General features: G+C 41.7%; 17 protein-coding genes and 1 tRNA gene. 6 read left to right on the forward strand and 12 right to left on the reverse strand.

All coding sequences use genetic code 11. The features are described from left to right. Positions 1-3 precede the first annotated feature (3 nt). The 6 genes from BDD43_RS01200 to BDD43_RS01225 form a co-directional block, all read right to left on the reverse strand. Positions 4-180, reverse strand: a complete 177-nt coding sequence (locus BDD43_RS01200) for a histone H1 (RefSeq protein WP_121195836.1) — start codon at positions 178-180, stop codon at positions 4-6. Between the two features lie 29 nt (positions 181-209). Further along, complete coding sequence (locus BDD43_RS01205) at positions 210-1,682, reverse strand: transposase (RefSeq protein ID WP_121195838.1); 1,473 nt, start codon at positions 1,680-1,682, stop codon at positions 210-212. A 214-nt stretch (positions 1,683-1,896) separates the two neighbouring features. Beyond that, complete coding sequence (locus tag BDD43_RS01210) at positions 1,897-2,550, reverse strand: zeta toxin family protein (protein WP_121195839.1); 654 nt, start codon at positions 2,548-2,550, stop codon at positions 1,897-1,899. 4 nt (positions 2,551-2,554) lie between these two features. Next, positions 2,555-2,806, reverse strand: coding sequence for a hypothetical protein (locus tag BDD43_RS01215; RefSeq protein ID WP_121195840.1), 252 nt, complete (start codon positions 2,804-2,806; stop codon positions 2,555-2,557). A 108-nt stretch (positions 2,807-2,914) separates the two neighbouring features. Then, positions 2,915-4,132 (reverse strand): site-specific integrase, encoded by a 1,218-nt coding sequence (locus tag BDD43_RS01220; RefSeq protein ID WP_121195842.1) that lies wholly within the window; start codon positions 4,130-4,132, stop codon positions 2,915-2,917. 251 nt (positions 4,133-4,383) lie between these two features. Next, positions 4,384-4,455, reverse strand: a tRNA-Glu gene (locus BDD43_RS01225). A gap of 494 nt (positions 4,456-4,949) precedes the next feature. On the opposite strand from BDD43_RS01225, the gene BDD43_RS01240 reads away from it, so the two are divergent. The 6 genes from BDD43_RS01240 (at position 4,950) to uxuA (ending at position 12,482) form a co-directional block, all read left to right on the forward strand. Continuing rightward, positions 4,950-6,335: a mercuric reductase gene (locus BDD43_RS01240; protein WP_121195846.1), complete on the forward strand. Its 1,386-nt coding sequence runs from the start codon at positions 4,950-4,952 to the stop codon at positions 6,333-6,335. A gap of 11 nt (positions 6,336-6,346) precedes the next feature. Continuing rightward, positions 6,347-7,303 (forward strand): ABC transporter ATP-binding protein, encoded by a 957-nt coding sequence (locus BDD43_RS01245; RefSeq protein WP_121195848.1) that lies wholly within the window; start codon positions 6,347-6,349, stop codon positions 7,301-7,303. Beyond that, entirely contained in the window at positions 7,303-8,874 is a 1,572-nt protein-coding gene (locus tag BDD43_RS01250) for an ABC transporter permease/substrate-binding protein (protein ID WP_121195849.1), read from the forward strand. The genes BDD43_RS01245 and BDD43_RS01250 overlap by 1 nt, the downstream gene beginning before the upstream one ends. Before the next feature lie 3 nt (positions 8,875-8,877). Next, complete coding sequence (egtB, locus tag BDD43_RS01255) at positions 8,878-10,029, forward strand: ergothioneine biosynthesis protein EgtB (protein ID WP_121195851.1); 1,152 nt, start codon at positions 8,878-8,880, stop codon at positions 10,027-10,029. Between the two features lie 19 nt (positions 10,030-10,048). Then, positions 10,049-11,053 (forward strand): L-histidine N(alpha)-methyltransferase, encoded by a 1,005-nt coding sequence (locus tag BDD43_RS01260; protein ID WP_121195852.1) that lies wholly within the window; start codon positions 10,049-10,051, stop codon positions 11,051-11,053. 232 nt (positions 11,054-11,285) lie between these two features. Continuing rightward, complete coding sequence (gene uxuA, locus BDD43_RS01265) at positions 11,286-12,482, forward strand: mannonate dehydratase (RefSeq protein ID WP_246001399.1); 1,197 nt, start codon at positions 11,286-11,288, stop codon at positions 12,480-12,482. A gap of 41 nt (positions 12,483-12,523) precedes the next feature. Here uxuA and BDD43_RS01270 read toward each other — a convergent pair whose 3' ends face one another. From BDD43_RS01270 to accC, 6 genes are all read right to left on the reverse strand, one after another. Further along, positions 12,524-14,422 carry a PAS domain-containing sensor histidine kinase gene (locus BDD43_RS01270; protein WP_121195854.1) on the reverse strand — a complete coding sequence of 633 codons (1,899 nt, stop codon included), beginning with the start codon at positions 14,420-14,422 and terminating at the stop codon, positions 12,524-12,526. 81 nt (positions 14,423-14,503) lie between these two features. After that, a complete protein-coding gene (locus BDD43_RS01275; protein ID WP_121201839.1) occupies positions 14,504-15,889 on the reverse strand; it encodes a LutB/LldF family L-lactate oxidation iron-sulfur protein in 1,386 nt (461 codons plus the stop codon). A gap of 129 nt (positions 15,890-16,018) precedes the next feature. Then, a complete protein-coding gene (locus BDD43_RS01280; protein ID WP_121195855.1) occupies positions 16,019-17,545 on the reverse strand; it encodes a M28 family peptidase in 1,527 nt (508 codons plus the stop codon). 103 nt (positions 17,546-17,648) lie between these two features. Then, positions 17,649-18,080: a ribose 5-phosphate isomerase B gene (gene rpiB / locus BDD43_RS01285; protein ID WP_121195857.1), complete on the reverse strand. Its 432-nt coding sequence runs from the start codon at positions 18,078-18,080 to the stop codon at positions 17,649-17,651. After that, entirely contained in the window at positions 18,080-18,943 is an 864-nt protein-coding gene (gene tatC, locus BDD43_RS01290; RefSeq protein WP_121195858.1) for a twin-arginine translocase subunit TatC, read from the reverse strand. Before tatC ends, rpiB begins: the two co-directional genes overlap by 1 nt. Before the next feature lie 88 nt (positions 18,944-19,031). Then, positions 19,032-20,375 (reverse strand): acetyl-CoA carboxylase biotin carboxylase subunit, encoded by a 1,344-nt coding sequence (gene accC, locus BDD43_RS01295; RefSeq protein ID WP_121201840.1) that lies wholly within the window; start codon positions 20,373-20,375, stop codon positions 19,032-19,034. Positions 20,376-20,448 lie beyond the last annotated feature (73 nt).

A 20,448-nucleotide genomic window follows, 5' to 3' on the forward strand; every position in this document is an offset into this window, starting at 1 on the left:
TGTTTATGCTTCGTTTTTTTTCTCTGTTACTTCTTTACGAATATCAGAAGCTGCCACTTTAAGTTCCTGCATCGCATTTCTTAAACGTGTTCCAGCGGCTTTGTTACCCTTGTCATAAAATGCAGCTGCTTCTTTTTCAGCAGAAGCTATTAATTCCTTTAATGCATTGAATTTTTCCATAGTTATTGTTTTTTTAAACCCTAACTCCGCTAATTTAGGTAGTCTATGTCAATAGATTTAAAGAGGTCTTTTGTCTTTTTTGTTATTTCGGATCTTACCCAGGTGTTTCGGATTTTAGTTTGGTAGATGCTTTTTGATATTTCTACTATGTCCTTTGGTGCATATTTTGAAAGTTTGTTTGCTGTTTTTAGTCGTGTATACAACCTGTAGTATGCGATCATGGCTATAAAATTTGCCATTAACCATCCTTCCAGCACATATCGGTTCTGCATGTAGGTTTTGTCTGCAAGCAGGAAGTGCTTGTAGGCGTCAAACATGACTTCTATTTCATTGCGCTGTTTGTAGGTTTCATATAACATTTGTGCGGACACCGCTTCAGGCAGGTGATTCGTGAGTGTAAGTGTTCCAAAACGGTCAACCCGTTCAAAGAAATCAACTTCTTTATACTTATCAGGATGTGTTTGAGTACGGGTAAGGAAATCAGCTTCTTCTTCTACTCTAAGGCGCTCGTCAAGGTAAGTAGTTAGCATCAGTCCTTCTTTTTCATATTCATAATACCAGACCACCCTCTTCTGATAGGTGAAATAATTCTTTATACCTTTTTTAAAATTGGCTTGCTGTAGCGGTTCATAATCTATGAGATTATTATTTCTGTATAGTGGGATAATGAAATGAATGGAGGCAGTTTTGAGGTCAGCGACGTTTTTCTTGCTGTAAAATCCCTTGTCGGCAATGAAAACCACATCTTTGATATTTAGTTCGTCTACACATATCTTCATCGATGTAACGTCAGTAATATTCCCATTGATAAGTCTATAATACACCGGTTGTTGCATTTGTGCAGAAAAAATGTACATCAGGCGTATTTGTGGATCATAGCTATGCTGTGGATTATAACCCATTGCGTTGACTGAAAGATGTTCTGAAAGGGATGGTATGTGCGTAGAATCAATCATTACAAATTTATCCTGCATAGCTTCCCTTACCCCTAATCTGCCTTTCATCCAGCCCAGCAATAGTTCTCTGTTTTCTCCTACATATTTCAATGCAGCTGTAATTGCTTTGTCATCAAGACCTTTTGTGACCCAGTTCAGAGAACAGTAGTCATGTGCATGTTGAAACGGCATACGCTTTATTGGGTGCTGATAAGCAAAACGCATCATTGCTACTGTCAATAATGTTTGACTAACAGGCTCTGGGAAGAGTGTAAGTAAACTGGGAAGATCCTCAGCAAGCAAAGACGTAAAGAGATTATACAATCCGTATGTTTTGATATCTACTACCGGCAGGCTGTTGCCTTTATCTTTTATTAGTTTTTTATCCGACGGGACAAAGCCCTCCTTCTCGGTGATTTTACCAAGAAGTTCCAGGGTTATTTTATCCGTCCGCTTTTTTTCAGAATTATAACGATACTCAACAGCGTACTTGTAAAATGTACCCTTGATAAGCCTGATCTCTGTTTTTGGCTCTTTAAATTTTTGAATCCAGGAAGGTAACGACATAGACAACCTAATTAGGTAGCCCAAAATAAACAAAAAAAGGAACAATCAAGCGTTGTTCCACTATATTTTTCAAAATAGACGGGGTAATTATGCGGAGTTAGGGGTTAAAGGACGAAATTAATCTTTTCCTCTGTTATCGCGAAATACGCACATGGCTTGGAAATTTAGGCCTCCCTCTTAAGCGGCTTTTGATCAGTAGTGGCATTTTGGAGTATCAATGCTTAGGCCCTTTGTACCGCCTTACCGTTTGTTTCGGTGTTGATGATGTAAACTTCTCAACTATTGTGTTTACAGTTTTTACAACTCTTTCCTGTAAGTCTTTAGAAACGTGCTTCAGCTTTTGATCTTGAATTCGAAGCAAAGAACGTAGCTGAAAGCCCGGTCCAGAGGCATCAATAATTTCCAAATTATCAAAACGGTCGGCAAATTTTTCAAGGTATTCTAACCCTAGATCATAATTCAGTTCAATATTTTTGTAATCTACATCATGTCCGCCATTCTTTACTCTTTGATTTACACGATAAATAGATAGATTGATACTCTCCAAAGTCAGGTAGATCATGTTTGTGGCATAGCCATAGCGCTTGAATTCAGCTACGATGTCAACCAAATTTTCATCTCTAAAATTGGTTTCTAAAGTAAAATGCTGTTTATCGTTAATAGCGGCGGTGGCCTGCTTAAAAAAAACTTCTGTCGCTTCCTGATATACCTGCTTTTTAGGCATATGAGGAGATTGGGCCTCAATACGTGCGATAACTTTATCTACGTCAAAAATAATGGCACCAGGTTCCGACAATTCTTTGGAGAAAGTCGACTTTCCCGCACCATTTGGCCCCGCGACAAATAATAGCTGCGGGTTATTGGACATAGGATCAAAGTGTTTTTATGAAGTGCTCCTGATAATTGTTATCCATCCACATCAATTCTTTCCGATCGCTGTATTCGTGCACCGCATGGGATTTAGTTGGACAAACTGATGCATCATAATAGGTAATATAACTACCCTTGCTAAATGCGTCTTGTTTCATGGCCTCATAAGTTGGCTTCAGTCTTTCCTGTAGTTCTTCGTCCGATAATTGAAAGACCGGTTTTAAACGTAAATCAATTTCGGTTGTGCTGCTCATAGTTTGATGGAATCCTCTCATACAAATATAAAGATTATGGTGTGAAAATTTTTAATGTTGTTGGTAAATCTTAAGGTCACAATCTGCAACCTTAAGAGCGGATAAATATCAAATGACAGCATATTTCTGCTTAAGCTGTGCCATGTCCTTACTCACCTTAAGGTCAAGGATCTTAGCGTAATGCTGTGTAGTCTTAATATTCGTATGACCGAGCATTTTACTGACACTTTCAATAGGTACACCGTTTGAAAGGGTTACCGTTGTGGCAAAAGTGTGCCGGGCTAAATGAAAGGTCAAATGTTTATGGATTACACTCAGATCTGCTATCTCTTTCAAATAGCTATTCATTTTCTGGTTACTCAACACAGGTAGCACTATATCTTTCACCTGGCATTCCGGATGATCTTCATAACGGTGTAATATTGCCGAAGCGGCAGGTAGCAATGGAATTCTCGAGGATGTGTCTGTTTTTTGCCTAGATGTAAATATCCAGCTCTCTCCATCTATGCCATTGCTGATCTCAAATCTTTTCAGCTTTTTGACATCTGCATACGATAGCCCGGTATAGCAACTGAAAACAAAAATATCTCTGACCTGGGATAACCGTTCAATACTGAATTTTTTATTCGCTATCATATCCAGTTCTTCCTGGGTCAAATAAGTGCGTTCTTTGGCTTTAACGGTTGACTTATAATTGATAAAAGGGTTTTGTTTTAACCAGCCATTGGCAAGGCAATAGTTAACTATCTTCTTCAGGTGTTTGATGTATTTGGCTGCCGATACCCCACTAATTTTACAGGTTGTTTTTAAATAAAACTCAAAGCCCGCGATAAAGGCGTAATCTAATTGATTGATTTCAATATCGCTTTTTCCATAGTTTTCTTTCAAATAAGAGGTAAGATGCTTTTCAGATGTGTTGTATCCTTTGAGCGTGTTAGCTTCAAAACCATTACCAATCAATGCTTTGACCTTAGCATTGTGTTCTAAAAATAATTGCATGAGGTAGCGGCTCTGCTGAGTTTTACCGGTGAATTGGTTGGTTAAATTTTCTGTGGTAATTGGTTGATGTGTATCAATTAATGTTTGATGCGCTTCTCTGACTTTACTTTGCAGGCTATCCAGGTAATTGTTCAAGGATTTGGTTTCTTGCCTGGTGCCGATGGCACGTCCGGCTTTACTATTCCATTTGGCTGGTTCGCGTTCCCGCCCTGTAGACAAATCGGCACGTCTGCCATTAACTGTAATGCGGATGTAGATGGGCATAGCGCCACCTTTGTAGTTTTTTTGTTTTCTGATGTAAAACAACAGACTGAAGTTACTTTTCATGATTAACAGACTTAAAAGTGAAACAAAAGTAAGTTTGCAATCTGCCTTTCACAAGATGTTCACTCGCTGAACATCTTGTGAATCAATTCATTATAAGCAATTCGGTGCGTACTATTTTACCATTCATCTACGCACCGAATTACGCACCTTTTTGTTGCGATTCTATGCATATTTTGGTGTTTTGATACCAACAAAAAAGCCTGCAAACTTTTGATTTGCAGGCTTTTAGCATCTTTTGATATTGTTTTTTGTAGCCCGTAGGGGAATCGAACCCCTGTTTCCAGAATGAAAATCTGGCGTCCTAACCCCTAGACGAACGGGCCATTGCTGGCATTTTGTTGCTTAAATTATTTTTAGATTGTGTTTTACAATTGCAAATAAAAAAAGCGCACCCTTATTTTGGGATTGCAAAGATATGGGTTTAATAACAATTTTAAAATTTTATGTGAAATTTTTATTGGCCGTAAAAAACACCTGGCAGCTAAACTATAAACTGGCTGTTACAGCCATTATTTATAAAACAAAAAATACAAATTTTCCTTTTACTGTAGTTATCAAATTTTAACGCTGGCGCAGCTTAAACATTAATGGTAACACAAATATAACTGCGTATATTCATATCATCAAAACCCTTTGCCTTAATGGAAACCGTTTGGAACAACTTGATTATAGCCATCGGGCACAATATTATTACTATCGAAAAAAAGTGCTATTTTTCATGCAATAGCATTACCAAAAACTGTTTTGAGCTTTCTACTAAACACATTACTGGCATTAAAAGTTACGCAACTTTTTGGAGAGGAATGCAGGTAAGCAAATGAAAACTTACGATGCTATTGTTATAGGCTCTGGGCAGGCGGGCACCCCTTTAGCTAAGCGATTGGCTATGGCGGGTAAAAAAACTGCTATTTTTGAAAAAGGGCTTGTGGGCGGCACCTGCATTAACAACGGCTGCACGCCTACAAAGGCCATGATTGCATCGGCCAAGCTGGCCTACAACGCTGCCAAGTGCGACGATATGGGCATACACATTAAAGGCTTCACGGTTGATTTACCTCTGATAAAAAAACGTAAAGACGGTATTGTTAAAACCTTTCATAATGGTGCACAAAAAGGCCTGGAAGGTACCAAAGGGCTCGATCTCATTTTTGGCGAAGCTGTATTTACCGGAGCAAAAACCATCAGCGTAAAGCTAACCGATGGCGGAACGGAAGAATATACGGCCGATTTGATTTTTATAAATACAGGAGCAAAAACCATTATTCCTAATATTCTGGGTTTAAACAATATCGATTACCTTACGTCAACCTCTATATTGGAGTTGGAAACCGTACCGCAGCATTTACTCATCATCGGCGCAAGCTATATCGGTATGGAGTTTGGCCAAATGTTTCGCAGGTTTGGCAGCGAGGTAACGATGCTTGAGGCCTCACCACGCGCATTACCTAAAGAAGATGAGGATGTATCCGAAGAAATAGTTAACATATTGCAAGGCGAAGGTATCACCTTTTATGCCGATGCAAAAGCTTCGCTACTCGGCAAAAAAACAAATGGCGAAATTGAAGCCGAATTATTAATTGCAGGGAAAAAGAAGCATATAACCTGCTCGCATATATTGATAGCTACAGGGCGCAAACCGCAAACCGAAGCTTTACAATTGCAAAAAGCCGGTGTTACCTTAGACGAAAAGGGATATGTCAAGGTTAACCAAAAGCTCGAAACCAACATTAAGGGCATTTATGCTTTAGGCGATGTTAAACCCGGCCCAGCGTTTACCCACGTTGCCTATAACGATTATACCATAGTCCACCGGAATATTGTTGCAGGCGCAAACCTGAGCATAAAAGACCGGCTGATACCTTATTGCATGTTTACCGACCCGCCACTTGGCCGCGTTGGCATTACCGAGGCCGAAGCCCAAAAGCTCAACATAAATTACAAAGTAGCAAAATTACCTATGGAGCATGTTGCCCGCGCCATAGAAGTTGGCGAAACACGCGGCTTTATGAAAGCAATAGTAAACGCCGATACTAAAAAAATATTAGGCGTAGCCATTTTGGGCCAGGAAGGTGGCGAGATTATGTCGGTAATGCAAATGGCTATGATGGGCGGCATTACTTATGATGAGATACGGTTTATGATGTTTGCACATCCTATCTATTCCGAATCGCTTAATAATCTGTTCATGAAGTTAGAATCATAGTCAGCTATAATATGATCGCTGTTAAAAACTTATGCAAACATTTCGGAAAGGTTAAGGCGGTTGATGATATTTCATTTGATGTAAAAGAGGGCGAAAACCTTATTTTATTGGGCACCAGCGGTTGTGGTAAAACCACCACGCTTAAAATGATAAACCGTTTGATAGAACCCACCAAGGGCGACATCTCGGTTAACGGTAAAAGCATTTATCAGCAAAGCCCGGAACTATTGCGACGCGGTATCGGCTACGTACTGCAAAATAATGGCCTTTTTCCGCATTATACCGTTGCGCAAAATATGGCCATTGTGCCGCAGCTTTTGGGTTGGGACAAAAAACGAATAAACAACAGAGCTGATGAACTTATTGAAAAGATCCATCTGCAAAAAGAACAGCTCAATGCCTATCCCGATCAGCTAAGCGGTGGGCAACAGCAACGAGTTGGCTTGGCCCGGGCCTTAATGGCCGACCCGCCAGTACTGTTAATGGACGAACCCTTTGGCGCGTTGGACCCGGTTACCCGTTTTAAAATACGCCGCGAATTTAAAGAGTTGGACGAACTGAAGCGCAAAACCATTATTATGGTTACCCACGATGTACAGGAAGCCTTTGAACTGGGGGATCGTATTTGTTTGATGGATAAGGGCCGCATTGTGCAAACCGGAACACCCGCCGAACTACTATTTAAACCAGCCAACAATTTTGTTAAAGAGTTTTTAGCCAAACAGCGGTTGCAATTGGAGTTTAAAGCGGTTACTTTATTTGATGTTTGGGATTCCCTGCCGGATGATTTGGCCGAAACCCACACCGCTATCAATAAAAACCTCACCGTTTGGGAGGTATTAGAAACCCTTACAGCAAATGCCAAACAACCCTTAACGGCTGCAAATCCGGCAAACGGACAGACCAAAACCTTAACTTTTAATGGTTTAATGGCTGCCTTTTATCAATACGAAACTGCCGAAGCCTGATGAAAGAAGGACAACAAAGCTTGTGGGATTTTATGCGTCAGGAGTCTGATAAAATTATCGGGCAAACCTTAACACATATAGGCTTAACCTTTACATCGTTGTTTATTGCTATTTTAATTGGTTTACCTTTAGGTATATTTATTGCAAGGCGCAGGCAATTTAGCGGTGCTGTGCTGGGTTTTGCCGGGGTTATGCAAACTATACCAAGTATTGCCCTTTTAGGGTTTTTAATACCCATTTTAGGTATCGGCGCAAAGCCGGCCATATTTGCCTTGTTTCTGTATGCCTTGCTGCCTATCATTCGCAATACCTACACGGGCATTACACAGGTTGATGCTACTATTAAAGAAGCCGCCAAAGGCATGGGCATGAGTTACCGGCAAATACTAATAAAAGTTGAACTACCTTTAGCCATGCCCGTTATTTTAGCCGGAATACGTACTGCTACGGTTATTAATGTGGGCGTGGCTACACTGGCATCGTTAATTGCGGCGGGTGGCCTGGGCGAGTTTATATTTGGCGGCATATCGCTCAACAACACCAACATGATATTGGCCGGGGCCATACCGTCGGCTTTACTGGCTATTATTTTCGATTTTCTGCTTTCGCGGATACAGAATATCAATTTCAAAAAAATGCGCCCGGTTACTTGGGCCTCGCCGGTAATAATTTTATTTCTGGCTTGCTTTTATTTAATACCTTCTGCCTATGGCGGCAAATTAACCGCTGGGTTTACGCCCGAATTTATGGGCCGTATTGACGGCGATTTGGGCCTGAAACAAAAGTACGGACTAAAAATCCACACTGTAGTTATAAGCGATGCCGTAATGTACAAGGCGGCGTATGAAAGCCATTTGGATGTGATAAGCGGCTACTCCACAGATGGCCGTTTAAAAGCTTTTAACCTGGTGGTACTTACCGACGATAAAGGCATTTTCCCACCTTACTATTGTGCGCCCATCGTATCGGGCACGGCACTCAAAAAGTTCCCTAAACTTGCCGAAACTTTAAATCTCCTTTCGGGACATATTACAGACTCGATCATGACTGAACTGAATTACCGGGTTGATTACCTGCACCAAAGCCCCGAAAAGGTAGCGCAAGATTTTCTCACCGCAAAAGGTTTATATAAACAACCGCAAAACGGCAACAACGGCACCGTGGTTATTGGCTCTAAAATATTTGGCGAGCAATACATTTTGGCCAGCATGTACAGTATGCTTATAAAAGGTAATACCAATTATAATGTATCCACCAAAACAGGCTTGGGCGGTACCAAAATATGCTTTGATGCCCTTACCAATAACCAGATTGATTTTTACCCGGAATATACCGGAACGGGCTTATTGGTAATGCTACAGGCAAAAGCAAAAACTATTGACAGCCTAAACGGCGATAAGCAAAAAGTTTACAATTACGTGAGTACGCAGTTTAAAACCAAATACCATATTCAATGGTTAAAACCTGTAGGGTTTAATAATGCTTACGCGCTAATGATGCGCCGTAAACAAGCCGAAGCTTTAAATATTAAAACAATTAGTAACCTTAAATCCTTTTTGGATAAGAAGTAATATATGAACTTGATTGACCGCTATAACAAGGTACGCCAGCTAAGTGTACAAATTTGCAATCCGCTGCAAATTGAAGATTACGTTGTGCAGCCGGTGGTTGATGTTAGTCCGCCTAAATGGCATATTGGGCATACAACCTGGTTTTTTGAAACCTTTGTACTAAAGCCAAACATGATGGGCTACCAGGAGTTTGATCCCGATTATAACTACGTTTTTAACAGCTATTACGAAACCGTAGGCAACCGCGTTATCCGTACAGACAGGGGTAATTTAAGCCGGCCAACGGTTGCCGATATTTACAAATACCGCGAATATGTAGACAAAGCGATGGAAAGTTTTTTATGTGTTGAACCATCGCCCGAGATTAAAGAGTTGCTTGAATTGGGTTTTAACCACGAAGAGCAGCACCAGGAACTGCTATATTACGATATTAAATACATTTTGGGTCACAACCCTTTGTTCCCGGCTTACGATAAGCATTATAAGGCACCGGCGTTTGAGCAAAAACCTGCCGGATGGATAAACATTGCCGAAGGTGTTTACGAGGTTGGCTTTGAAGGTGAAGGTTTCTGTTTTGATAACGAACTAAGCCGCCACAAGGTTTATTTAAATAATTACCAAATAAGCACCGCTATGGTAAGCAATGCCGAGTACCTGGAGTTTATTAATGCCAATGGTTACCACAATTTCCGCTTTTGGCATGCCGAGGGTTGGGACTGGGTTAAAACCAACACGATTGAGGCACCCATGTACTGGCACTTTATTGATGGCGGCTGGCATAATTATACCCTGGCCGGATTAAAACCCGTAGCTATGGACGAACCGGTTTGCCACATCAGTTATTACGAAGCATACGCTTACGCCGCATGGAAAGGCCTGCGCCTGCCAACCGAATTTGAGTGGGAAGTAGCTGCAACTCTATTTAACTGGGGCAAAAGCTGGGAGTGGACAGAAAGCGCTTACCTGCCCTACCCTGGTTTCAGCAAGGCAGAAGGGGCCATTGGCGAGTACAACGGCAAGTTTATGGTGAGCCAAAAGGTGCTACGCGGAGCGTCTGACGCTACATCACCGGGGCATGGGCGCATTACATACCGAAATTTTTTCCATCCCAATTTACGCTGGCTGTATTGCGGAATACGGTTGGCCAAATCATAAAAACATCATACCAAACCATATGGATACCAATACAGTAACTTTATCGCTCAACGGTTCAAACCATAACCACACGGCGGTTAATCAGTTTCATGAAGATGTGTTGAGAGGCCTAACATCAACACCAAAACGTTTGGATTCCAAATATTTTTATGATGCCATCGGCGATCAGCTTTTTCAGGACTTGATGAATTGTGCCGAATACTACCCTACCAATTGCGAACTGGATATATTTAAAAATCAAACCGCCGCTTTAGCCAAATCCATCATCGGCAACGATCAGGATGATTTCGACTTGATAGAATTAGGCGCTGGAGATGCCATGAAATCGTCCTACCTGTTAAAGTATCTTTTAGATGAAGGTATAAAGTTCACCTACCTGCCTATTGATATTTCGGCTCACGTAATTGAAGAACTGGATACCAACTTAGCTAAAACACTGCCGGGCCTAAATTTCCGGGGCCTTAACGGCGAATATTTTGAAATGCTGCAAAAGGCGGCAACCTTATCAAATAAGCGTAAAGTAGTACTGTTTTTGGGTTCGAATATTGGCAACATGCCGGTTGCCGAAGCTGAAGCTTTTTGCCATGAGTTGCGCAATAGCCTTTCGCCGGGAGATATGGCTTTAATTGGGTTCGATCTCAAAAAAAATCCAAAAACCATTTTAGCCGCTTATAACGATGGCGATGGCATCACCAAAAAATTCAATCTCAATTTACTATCCAGGATTAATAAAGAACTCGGAGCCGATTTTAAGGTAGAGCAATTTGACCACTACCCTACTTACGACCCTGAAACCGGAGCCTGCAAAAGCTATCTCATTAGTTTGGCCGATCAAAAAGTTCACCTAGCCGATTACAACGAGTCTATCCACTTCCAAAAGGACGAATACATTTACATGGAGATCTCGCAAAAATTTACCACCGAACAAATTAAAAGCATGGCGGCCAATACCGGCTTCCAAACGGTAAAATACCTTTTTGATGCTAAAAATTGGTTTACTGATGCTATTTGGCGCGTGCAATAATTATTTTAAATGTGCAGATTTAGTAAATGTGCAGGGTGTACAAATGCTAATGGCCACATGAGCAAATGTGCAGATTGCAAATGATGAATACCAATTGATAACTATTTGGCAAGTGCAATAATTATTGAAGTTTAGGCCAACATTATTGTAAAACATTGTGCTTGTATTAGCTATTTTAGCGTTTAATTAATCGGTGAAATCAAAAGATCATCGGTGAAATCAAATCAATAATATGAGCACTACATCAAACAACACACAAGCACCCCTCGGCATGATACAAACCATGCGTTGGTATGGTCCTAACGATCCTGTTTCACTGGCAGACATACGCCAGGCGGGTTGCACGGGCATAGTATCTGCCCTGCACCATATACCTAATGGCCAGGTTTGGCCTGTTGAAGAAATAAAAATACGCCAGCAAATAATAGAAGCTGCCGGAATGATTTGGAACGTTGTTGAAAGCGTACCCGTACACGAAGCCATTAAAACGCAAACCCAGGGCTTTGAGCAATACATTGAAAACTACAAGCAATCGCTTATTAACCTGGCGCACTGCGGCATTAATATAGTTACTTATAACTTTATGCCTGTGTTGGATTGGACCCGTACCGATTTGGCTTATACGGTTGAAGATGGCTCTAAAGCACTCCGCTTTGAAAAAGCTGCATTTATTGCCTTTGAGGTTTTTATGTTAAAACGCAAAGGTGCCGAACAAGCTTATACCGCCGATGAGCTGCAACGCGCTAAAAGCCGTTTTGATGCCATGAGCGATGATGAAAAACTGCTATTGCAACGTAACATTATAGCCGGATTACCGGGCAGCGAAGAGAGTTTCACACTCGAACAATTTCAGCAGGCACTGGATGCTTACCAGGGCATTGATGCCGATAAACTGCGCAGCAATCTCATTTACTTTTTACAGCAAATTATGCCTGTTGCCGATGAGCACGAAGTAAAAATGGTAATACACCCCGACGATCCGCCGTATCCAATTTTAGGATTACCGCGCGTGGTAAGCACCAAAGCCGATATTGATGCCCTTGTTAAAGCCGTGCCATCGTTAAACAATGGCTTATGTTTTTGCACCGGCTCGTTTGGTGTTAGGCCCGATAATGATATGCCTGCCATGGTGCGCCACTTTGCCGATAGGATTAACTTTGTACACCTGCGCAGCACCAAACGTAACGAACACGGCGACTTTTACGAAGATAACCACCTGGAAGGCGATGTACCTATGTACGATGTGGTGAAAGAGTTGGTACACGTAATGCAAACCCGCAAACTTAGCATCCCCATGCGGCCAGATCACGGCCACCAAATGCTTGACGATTTGAAAAAGAAAACCAATCCCGGTTATTCGGCTATTGGCCGCCTGCGTGGTTTAGCAGAGTTACGCGGTTTGGAGTTTGGGATATTGAAAGCGTTATAGAACTGTTTATAGCTATTACATTGAGCTAATTTTAAATTAGCTCAATGTACATTTAAAAATATTTTGAAGGTGCTGCCTTTATCAACCTGGCTTTCTACCTCCATTTTGCCGCCCATTGCTTCAACCTGGTTTTTGGTTATAAACAACCCAATGCCGCGGGCATCTTTATTACCGTGAAAGGTTTTATACATACCAAATATTTTATCGCCGTTTCTTTCCAGGTCAATGCCTAATCCGTTATCCTGTATTGATAAAACAACAAAATTACCCATACGCTTTGCAAATACCTCAATAACCAACTGCCGAGCGGGCGAACGGTATTTGATGGCATTGGTTAGGGTATTCAATAAAACACTATCTATATACGCAGGAAAACCTTTAATTTCCTCATCCGGATCTACATTATTAATACAAATACCGTTTGCACCGCTTAACAAAGCATTAATGCTACCAATGGCACCATTTACCGCCGACCACAGATTAAGCGTTTTCAAGCTTTCTTCGAGATTGGTATTTATGGCAACTACCTCATTTAAATGTGTAATGGTTTCCTGTAAGTTTGATGCCGCATCGTTCAACATCCCGAAAATCTCCCTGCGAGACTCTTCGTTGTCTTCGGTTTTAATATAATCAAGCAACATTTTCAAATTACTTGAATGCGACCGCAAATTGTGCGACACAATGTGAGCAAAATTGAGAAGGCGTTTGTTTTGATCGTTAGTTAAATCGAGCACCGCCTTAACTTCGTTTTCAACGGCTTTAATTTTGCTAATATCTGTCCCCACACCTAAATAACCGGTTATTTGGCCTTGCTGGTTTTTTATACCAGTAACAATTAACTGAACCGGGAAGTGCGTGCCATCTTTTCGTACATAAGTCCATTCGCGGGTTTCAAAACGGCCCTGTTTTACAAATTCAACAAAAACATCAAAACCACGAATATCTTTTCCAAAAAGCAGAGTAAGTTCATTTGATCTTTCCTCTATTTCTTCGGCTGTATGCAGTACAGCCGGAGTAAATTTACCCACAAGATCTTGAGCAGTATAGCCAAGCAAGTTTTCGGAACCTTTGTTTATTGACGTAATGATGCCATCTAAATTGGTGCTTAAAATTGAAACCTGGGAACTACCTTCTAAAATTGCTTGCAACTTTGAAACTACGTTTTGCAATTTCTCTTCGGCAGCTTTTCGCTGGCTTATATCTGTAATTTGCGATATACAGTACAGGGGGTTGCCTTTTCTATCTTTCACCAACGAAACAGCCAGAATTGTCCAAAGAATATGCCCATTTTTATGGAAATACCGTTTTTCCATGTGGTAATGTTCCCTTTGCCCGGCTAATAGTTCGTCCAATAAATAAAGATCTTTGTTTAAGTCATCGGGGTGCGTTATATCCTGAAACGTGAGGTTCAATAACTCGTCGGTTGTATAACCAATCATCTCGGTTAGGCAATTGTTTACCTTTATCCACTTTCCGGTAATATCAACAAGTGCCATACCTGTAGCGGCGTATTCAAAAGCACCGCGAAAAGCCTGTTCGCTCACACGCAGTTTTTCTTCAACCACCTTTTGCTCGCTAACATCGCTAACGTGGGCAAAAAAACCAACTACTTCACCATCAACTTTATCAGGGAAATAGTTTACAAAACAAACCATGTTTTTGCCGCCGGGTGTTTTTAGTTCGCGTTCAAAGCTTTGATTTTCGCCGGCAAGGGCACCTAAAATGTAAGGTAAATTTTGTTCGTAAACCGGCCCCAAAAGCTGTCTAAGGGTCATTTTATTAACCATTTGCTCGCCGGTTTTACCAAAACAGGTATAATAGCCAGCATTAGCAAAGCGGCAAACAAGGTTTTTGTCCCAGTAAGCCAACATAATTGTAACATAGTCGGCAACTAAAAGCCCACGCAAATTAGGCTCTACCGCTGCATTTTTTTCGTTCATCAATAGGTAAATTATTAATGCAAATCAATGATAATCAATCACATCAATAGTGAATAAATATCGTTGTTTTGTGGATTGCTGTTACTTCCCGTTTATCTCCTTCTCCATCCATTGCTTACTAAACGATTTTTCGGCAACTTTAGGCATGGTTCTAAAACTTCCCCAGGTTTTTTTAAAAAACATTTTAAGGATAGCATTTTTTGTCCATCCGCCAAAAAAGTCGGTTAGCTTGCGGCTCATCATGGCCTTTTTCCACATGCCCCAGGCGCGGCCTTCCTTTTTGGTGTTCAATTCTTCTTTTACTGCATCATGCCGGTTAATCAGCAACATTTTGTGTATATCAATCTTTACGGGGCAAACTTCAGAGCAAGCACCGCATAGGCTTGAGGCATAGCTCAGGTGTTTAAAATCTTCCATGCCACGCATGTGCGGCGTTATTACCGAACCTATAGGGCCACTATACGGCGTATTATAAGTGTGCCCGCCAACATTTTTATAAATAGGGCAGGCATTTAAACACGCACCGCAACGAATACAGTACAAGCCCTGGCGCTGGTCTTTTTTTGCGAGCAGATTAGTGCGCCCGTTATCCAGCAATATCACATACATTTCTTCGGGGCCGTCTGTTTCGCCGGGTTGGCGCGGGCCGCTCAAAATTGTATTGTAAACTGTTAAATTTTGCCCGGTACCGTGCGTGGCCAGCAGTGGCCAAAACAAATCAAGGTCGGCCATTGATGGGATTATCTTTTCGATACCAACAATAGCAATATGTATTTTAGGGAAAGTGGTGCTTAAACGGGCATTGCCTTCGTTTTCGCTTATCGCTATGCTACCGGTATCGGCTATCAAAAAGTTAGCGCCGGTAATGCCCACGTCGGCCCTTAAATACTTTTCGCGCAGCAATTCGCGCGCCTTCAACACTATCTGTTCTGATGTAGCATCTGCCGGAGTGCCAAAACGCTCATGAAATAATTTAGCAATATCGTCTTTCGAGAGGTGCATTGCCGGGGTAACAATATGGTAGGGCTTTTGGCCAAGCAGCTGTACAATGTATTCGCCCAGGTCGGTTTCTAACGATTCAATATGATTACTTTCCAGAAACTCATTTAAATGAATCTCTTCTGTAACCATCGATTTGGATTTAACAACCGTTTTAGCATGGGCACGTTTCATTATGGCCAATATTTCGCGCTGTGCCTCGGCTGCATCATTTGCCCAAATTACCTTACCACCCCGGCGCTGAAAGTTACCTTCAAACTCAGGCAGTACCTTGTCAAGGTTTTCGATAACTTTCCATTTCACCAAATGGGCCTTGCGCTTGGCGTTTTCCAGATTGCTGATACGCGATAAACCGCGGCCAACAGCAGTATCATACTTGCCAATATTAAAGTTAATAATGCGGCGGTGATCTGTATCAAATACCTTATTTTCCGATGCAACTACAAATTCTTCCGCGATGGTTTTCATATTAGCTAAAATAACATTTTTGTATAGAAAAGGTTGTTGAATGATCAACAAAAATGTCATCCCATGTTTGGCACAGGATGACATCACAATAACTACGGGTTTAAAATTCGGATATTATAGATCAAAAAATTACTTCACATCAACAACGGGCCGCTTGTCGCGGTTGGCCAGTTCCCACCCGGTATAAAATACAAGCTGGGCACGTTTAGCCAGCAACGCGAAGTTAATTTTGCTCACCTCGTCGCCGGGTTGGTGATAGTCGGCATGTACGCCATTGAAATAAAAAATAATAGGTACGCCATGCTTGGCGAAGTTGTAATGATCTGAGCGGTAATAAAACCTGTTAGGATCGTTGGGATCGTCGTACTTATAATCCAAAACCAGGTTGGTATAAAGTTTATTGGCAGCCTCGTTAATGTTATGCAACTCGGAACTTAGCATGCCTGAGCCTATAGCGTACACGTAATTGGCCGAATCTGGCTTACCAATATAATCAAAACCCACGCGGCCAATCATATCAATATTAAGATCGGTTATGGTATTAGCTAACGGAAAAACCGGATGATCTGTATAGTACTCAGATCCTAATAACCCTTTTTCTTCGCCCACGTTACCTAAAAACAAAATGCTGCGGCGCGGGCCATGTCCGTCTTTTTTTGCCTTGGCAAAAGCCCGGGCAATTTCTAAAATAGCAGTTGTGCCCGATCCATCATCATCAGCACCGTTATTTACCTTATCGGTGCCGGTTTTGGTTAAGCCGATATGATCGTAATGTGCAGAAAACACCAATACCTCGTTCTTTAAATCGGTACCCGGTAAATAGCCCAGTACATCAACCGCTTTTGCAGGGGTACTTGTGGTACTTATAGTGGCAGCTATATCGGCTTTAATGTTTTGGTTTGGTTGTGCAGCATCTGCGGTGCCTTTTAATGCATCAACTGTTTTACCCAGGTTGATTAATAACTGATTGGCAACCTCGGGAGTAACGTAAAATACCGGCGCAAGTATGGCGGCAGGCTTATCGGGCTTAAGCCCCATGCGCGGTACATTGGCCCCCGCCATGCGCGGACTTTTTAGCATAGCGGCAACGTTTGTTGCTGTTGCTATAATAAACGATGGCGTTTGGCTTTGGATAAGTGCTATCCGGCGGGTAATATTTTGCGGTGTTTCGCCGTCGTTTATTAATAAAACTGCCTTGCCGGTAACGTTAGTGGCACCAAGCTCGGCGGCTACATCACCACCTATTTTGTGGCCTATAAAAACTATTTCTTTAGCCGAAAAGTTATTGTCGGTAGTGGTACCGGTAGTGTATGCGCCTGTATAAAAATCTTTTTTATAAGTGTATGCTGTACCATTAACCGAGAACGACTTTACGTTATACGAAGTTTCAATTAGCGGCACATCCTGAAAATACGATCCATTTACCGGAGCCTGCAAACCCAATTTTTTAAACTCGGCCGCTATGTAATTTGCCGCCATAGTTGCGCCCGGCCTACCCGTTTCGCGCCCTTCAAAAGCATCGGATGCTATAATGCTAAGGTGTTTTTTAGCATCTTGGGCAGTAATAAGCTTAGCGTATTTTATTGCTGTAGGGTTTTGCGCATATGCACAAGCCGAAAATAACAAGGCCGCTAATGCGGTGTTTATTTTTTTCATTAGGTATGATATTTATGGGTCAGTTAATACTGCGCCGGTGTGCAGCGCAGTAAATTATTGCGATAGCTAATTTAGCAATTGATTTTAATAAAAAGCTATTGCCTTAGCACAACATTTTATTTACACGGTTGGCATGGCGGCCTCCTTCAAATTCTGTTGTAAAAAATGTTTCGATAATACGCTGTGCAAGCTCAAACGATATAAAACGCTCGGGAATGCATACGATGTTGGCGTTGTTATGCTTGCGTGCAAGGCTGGCCAATTCCTCGTTCCAGCAAATAGCCGCGCGTATTCCCTGGTGCTTGTTGGCGGTAATGGCCACACCGTTTGCACTTCCGCAAACCAATATGCCCAAGTCAAACTCACCGCTTTCAACGGCCAATGCAACAGGGTGCGCAAAGTCCGGATAGTCAACCGAGCTGGCATCATAGGTGCCAAAATCTTTTATTTGCTTAACCTTTAAGGTTTGTAATAATTGCTGCTTGTATGCAAAACCTGCATGGTCGCTGCCAATGGCTATTTTTAGATCGGTCATTATGCTTTACCAAAAAATTCTAATTCTGTTTGTTTTTTCTTGTTCACCACGCGCTTAGCTACAATAATGCTAATCTCGTATAAAACGAACAATGGCATACTGATGACCAACATGGTGGTTACATCGGGCGTTGGGGTTACCAGCATGGCAACAATAAGTATAATGATGATGGCATATCTGCGCTTTTCGCGCATAAACTTGTCGGTTATAATGCCTATGGTTGCCAGTACAAATATAACTATGGGCAACTGGAAAACCACGCCGCTAACCAGGGTAAGAGTGGCAACGGAGGTTACGTACGAATCGATAGTGAAAATATTTTCTATATCGGGACTGATCTGGTAATTGGTTAAAAAGTGGATAGACAATGGCGCAACCACAAAATAACCAAACAATATACCTAAGAAAAATAAAGCCGAAGCGAAAAATACAAAACCGCTGGCTGCCTTGCGTTCTTTCTCTAAAAGGGCGGGTTTAACAAACGACCATATTTCCCATAATAGATAGGGAAACCCGCAGGTAATGCCCAGTATTAAGGCAGCGTTAATTTGAAGGGAAAATTGCCCGGCCATTTCGTTGCTTTGAAGCTTGCCGGGAATGCTGGTAATACACATGCCATCGCTGTGCAGCAATTGGCCCATATAACACATAAAACGGTAAGTAGCAAAACTCGGGGTTTTGGGGCCCATAATGATCTTTTGCCATATATCATCAAAAAAGTAGAACGCCAAACCTCCAAAAACAATTACTGCTACCGCCGCCCTAATGAGGTGCCATCTCAACACTTCAAGGTGATCGAAAAACGACATTTCGCCTTCCATGCTTTTTGCTTTGCCCCTTATGGCATCTAATATTTTACTCATATGTGTATTAAAAACAAAAGTACCATTCTTAATTATAGTTCTATAACGTAGAATGGTACTTACGGTTTAAGTTATCGTTATGGTTTTATTAGTCTTCCGAAAATTCAAAAGTTTCCATAAACTTGGTGGTAAAGTTACCGGCCCTAAAATTTGGATCTTTTAAAAGTTTTAAGTGAAAAGGTATGGTAGTTTTAACACCTTCTATCACAAATTCGCCAAGGGCGCGCTCCATTGTGCTTAACGCTTCTTCGCGGGTTTGAGCCATGCAGATAACCTTAGCTATCATCGAATCGTAATTGGGTGGTATTACATAACCGGTGTAAACATGGGTGTCAATACGCACACCATGGCCGCCCGGCGAATGGAAATTGGTTATTTTACCCGGCGAAGGCCTAAAGTTATTAAACGGGTCTTCGGCATTAATACGGCACTCAATGGCGTGCATAGTTGGCTCATAGTTTCTGCCAGATATGGGCACGCCCGATGCTACTTTAATTTGCTCTTTTATCAAATCAAAGTTAATTACCTCTTCGGTAACAGGGTGTTCAACCTGTATACGGGTATTCATTTCCATAAAATAGAAATTCCTATCCTTATCAACTAAAAATTCAACCGTGCCAGCACCCTCGTATTTTACGGCTTTAGCACCTTTTATAGCAGCCTCACCCATTTTTTTACGGAGTTTTTCTGTCATAAATGGCGAAGGTGCTTCTTCTACCAGCTTTTGATGGCGGCGTTGTATTGAGCAATCACGCTCAGATAAATGGCACACTTTGCCATACTGGTCGCCTACAATTTGTATCTCAATGTGGCGCGGATCAACAACATATTTTTCCAGGTACAAACCATCGTTGCCAAAGGCCGCTCCCGATTCGGCTTTGGCCGAATCCCAGGCTGGTTCAAATTCGCTGTCTTTCCAAACTACGCGCATACCGCGGCCACCGCCACCGGCAGTTGCTTTGAGTATTACAGGGTAGCCAATTTTGTTTGCTATTGCAATGCCTTCTTTAATATCGTTAACCAAGCCCTTTGAACCGGGAATGGTTGGCACACCGGCTTTTTCCATAGTGGCTTTAGCCGAAGCTTTATCGCCCATGGCGTTTATCTGATCGGCGGTAGCACCAATAAATTTGATATTGTATTCGGCGCAAATAGCCGAAAACTTTGCATTCTCCGAAAGGAAACCATAACCGGGATGTATAGCATCGGCATTGGTTAACTCGGCGGCAGAAATGATATTGGGAATGTTTAAATACGAATCGCGGCTTGGCGGCGGACCGATACACACGGCCTCATCGGCAAAACGAACATGAAGGCTATCACGATCTGCTGTTGAGTATACAGCAACAGTTTTAATGCCCATCTCTTTACAAGTACGAATAATTCGCAGGGCAATTTCACCGCGGTTAGCTATCAATATTTTTTTAAACATATTATTATTAGCTAATGTGTTTGTTGTCATGATTTAGTTATTGAGTTATTGGGTTATTGAGTTAATAGTTAAA

It is taken from the genome of Mucilaginibacter gracilis, assembly GCF_003633615.1.
In the GTDB taxonomy this organism is placed as follows: domain Bacteria; phylum Bacteroidota; class Bacteroidia; order Sphingobacteriales; family Sphingobacteriaceae; genus Mucilaginibacter; species Mucilaginibacter gracilis.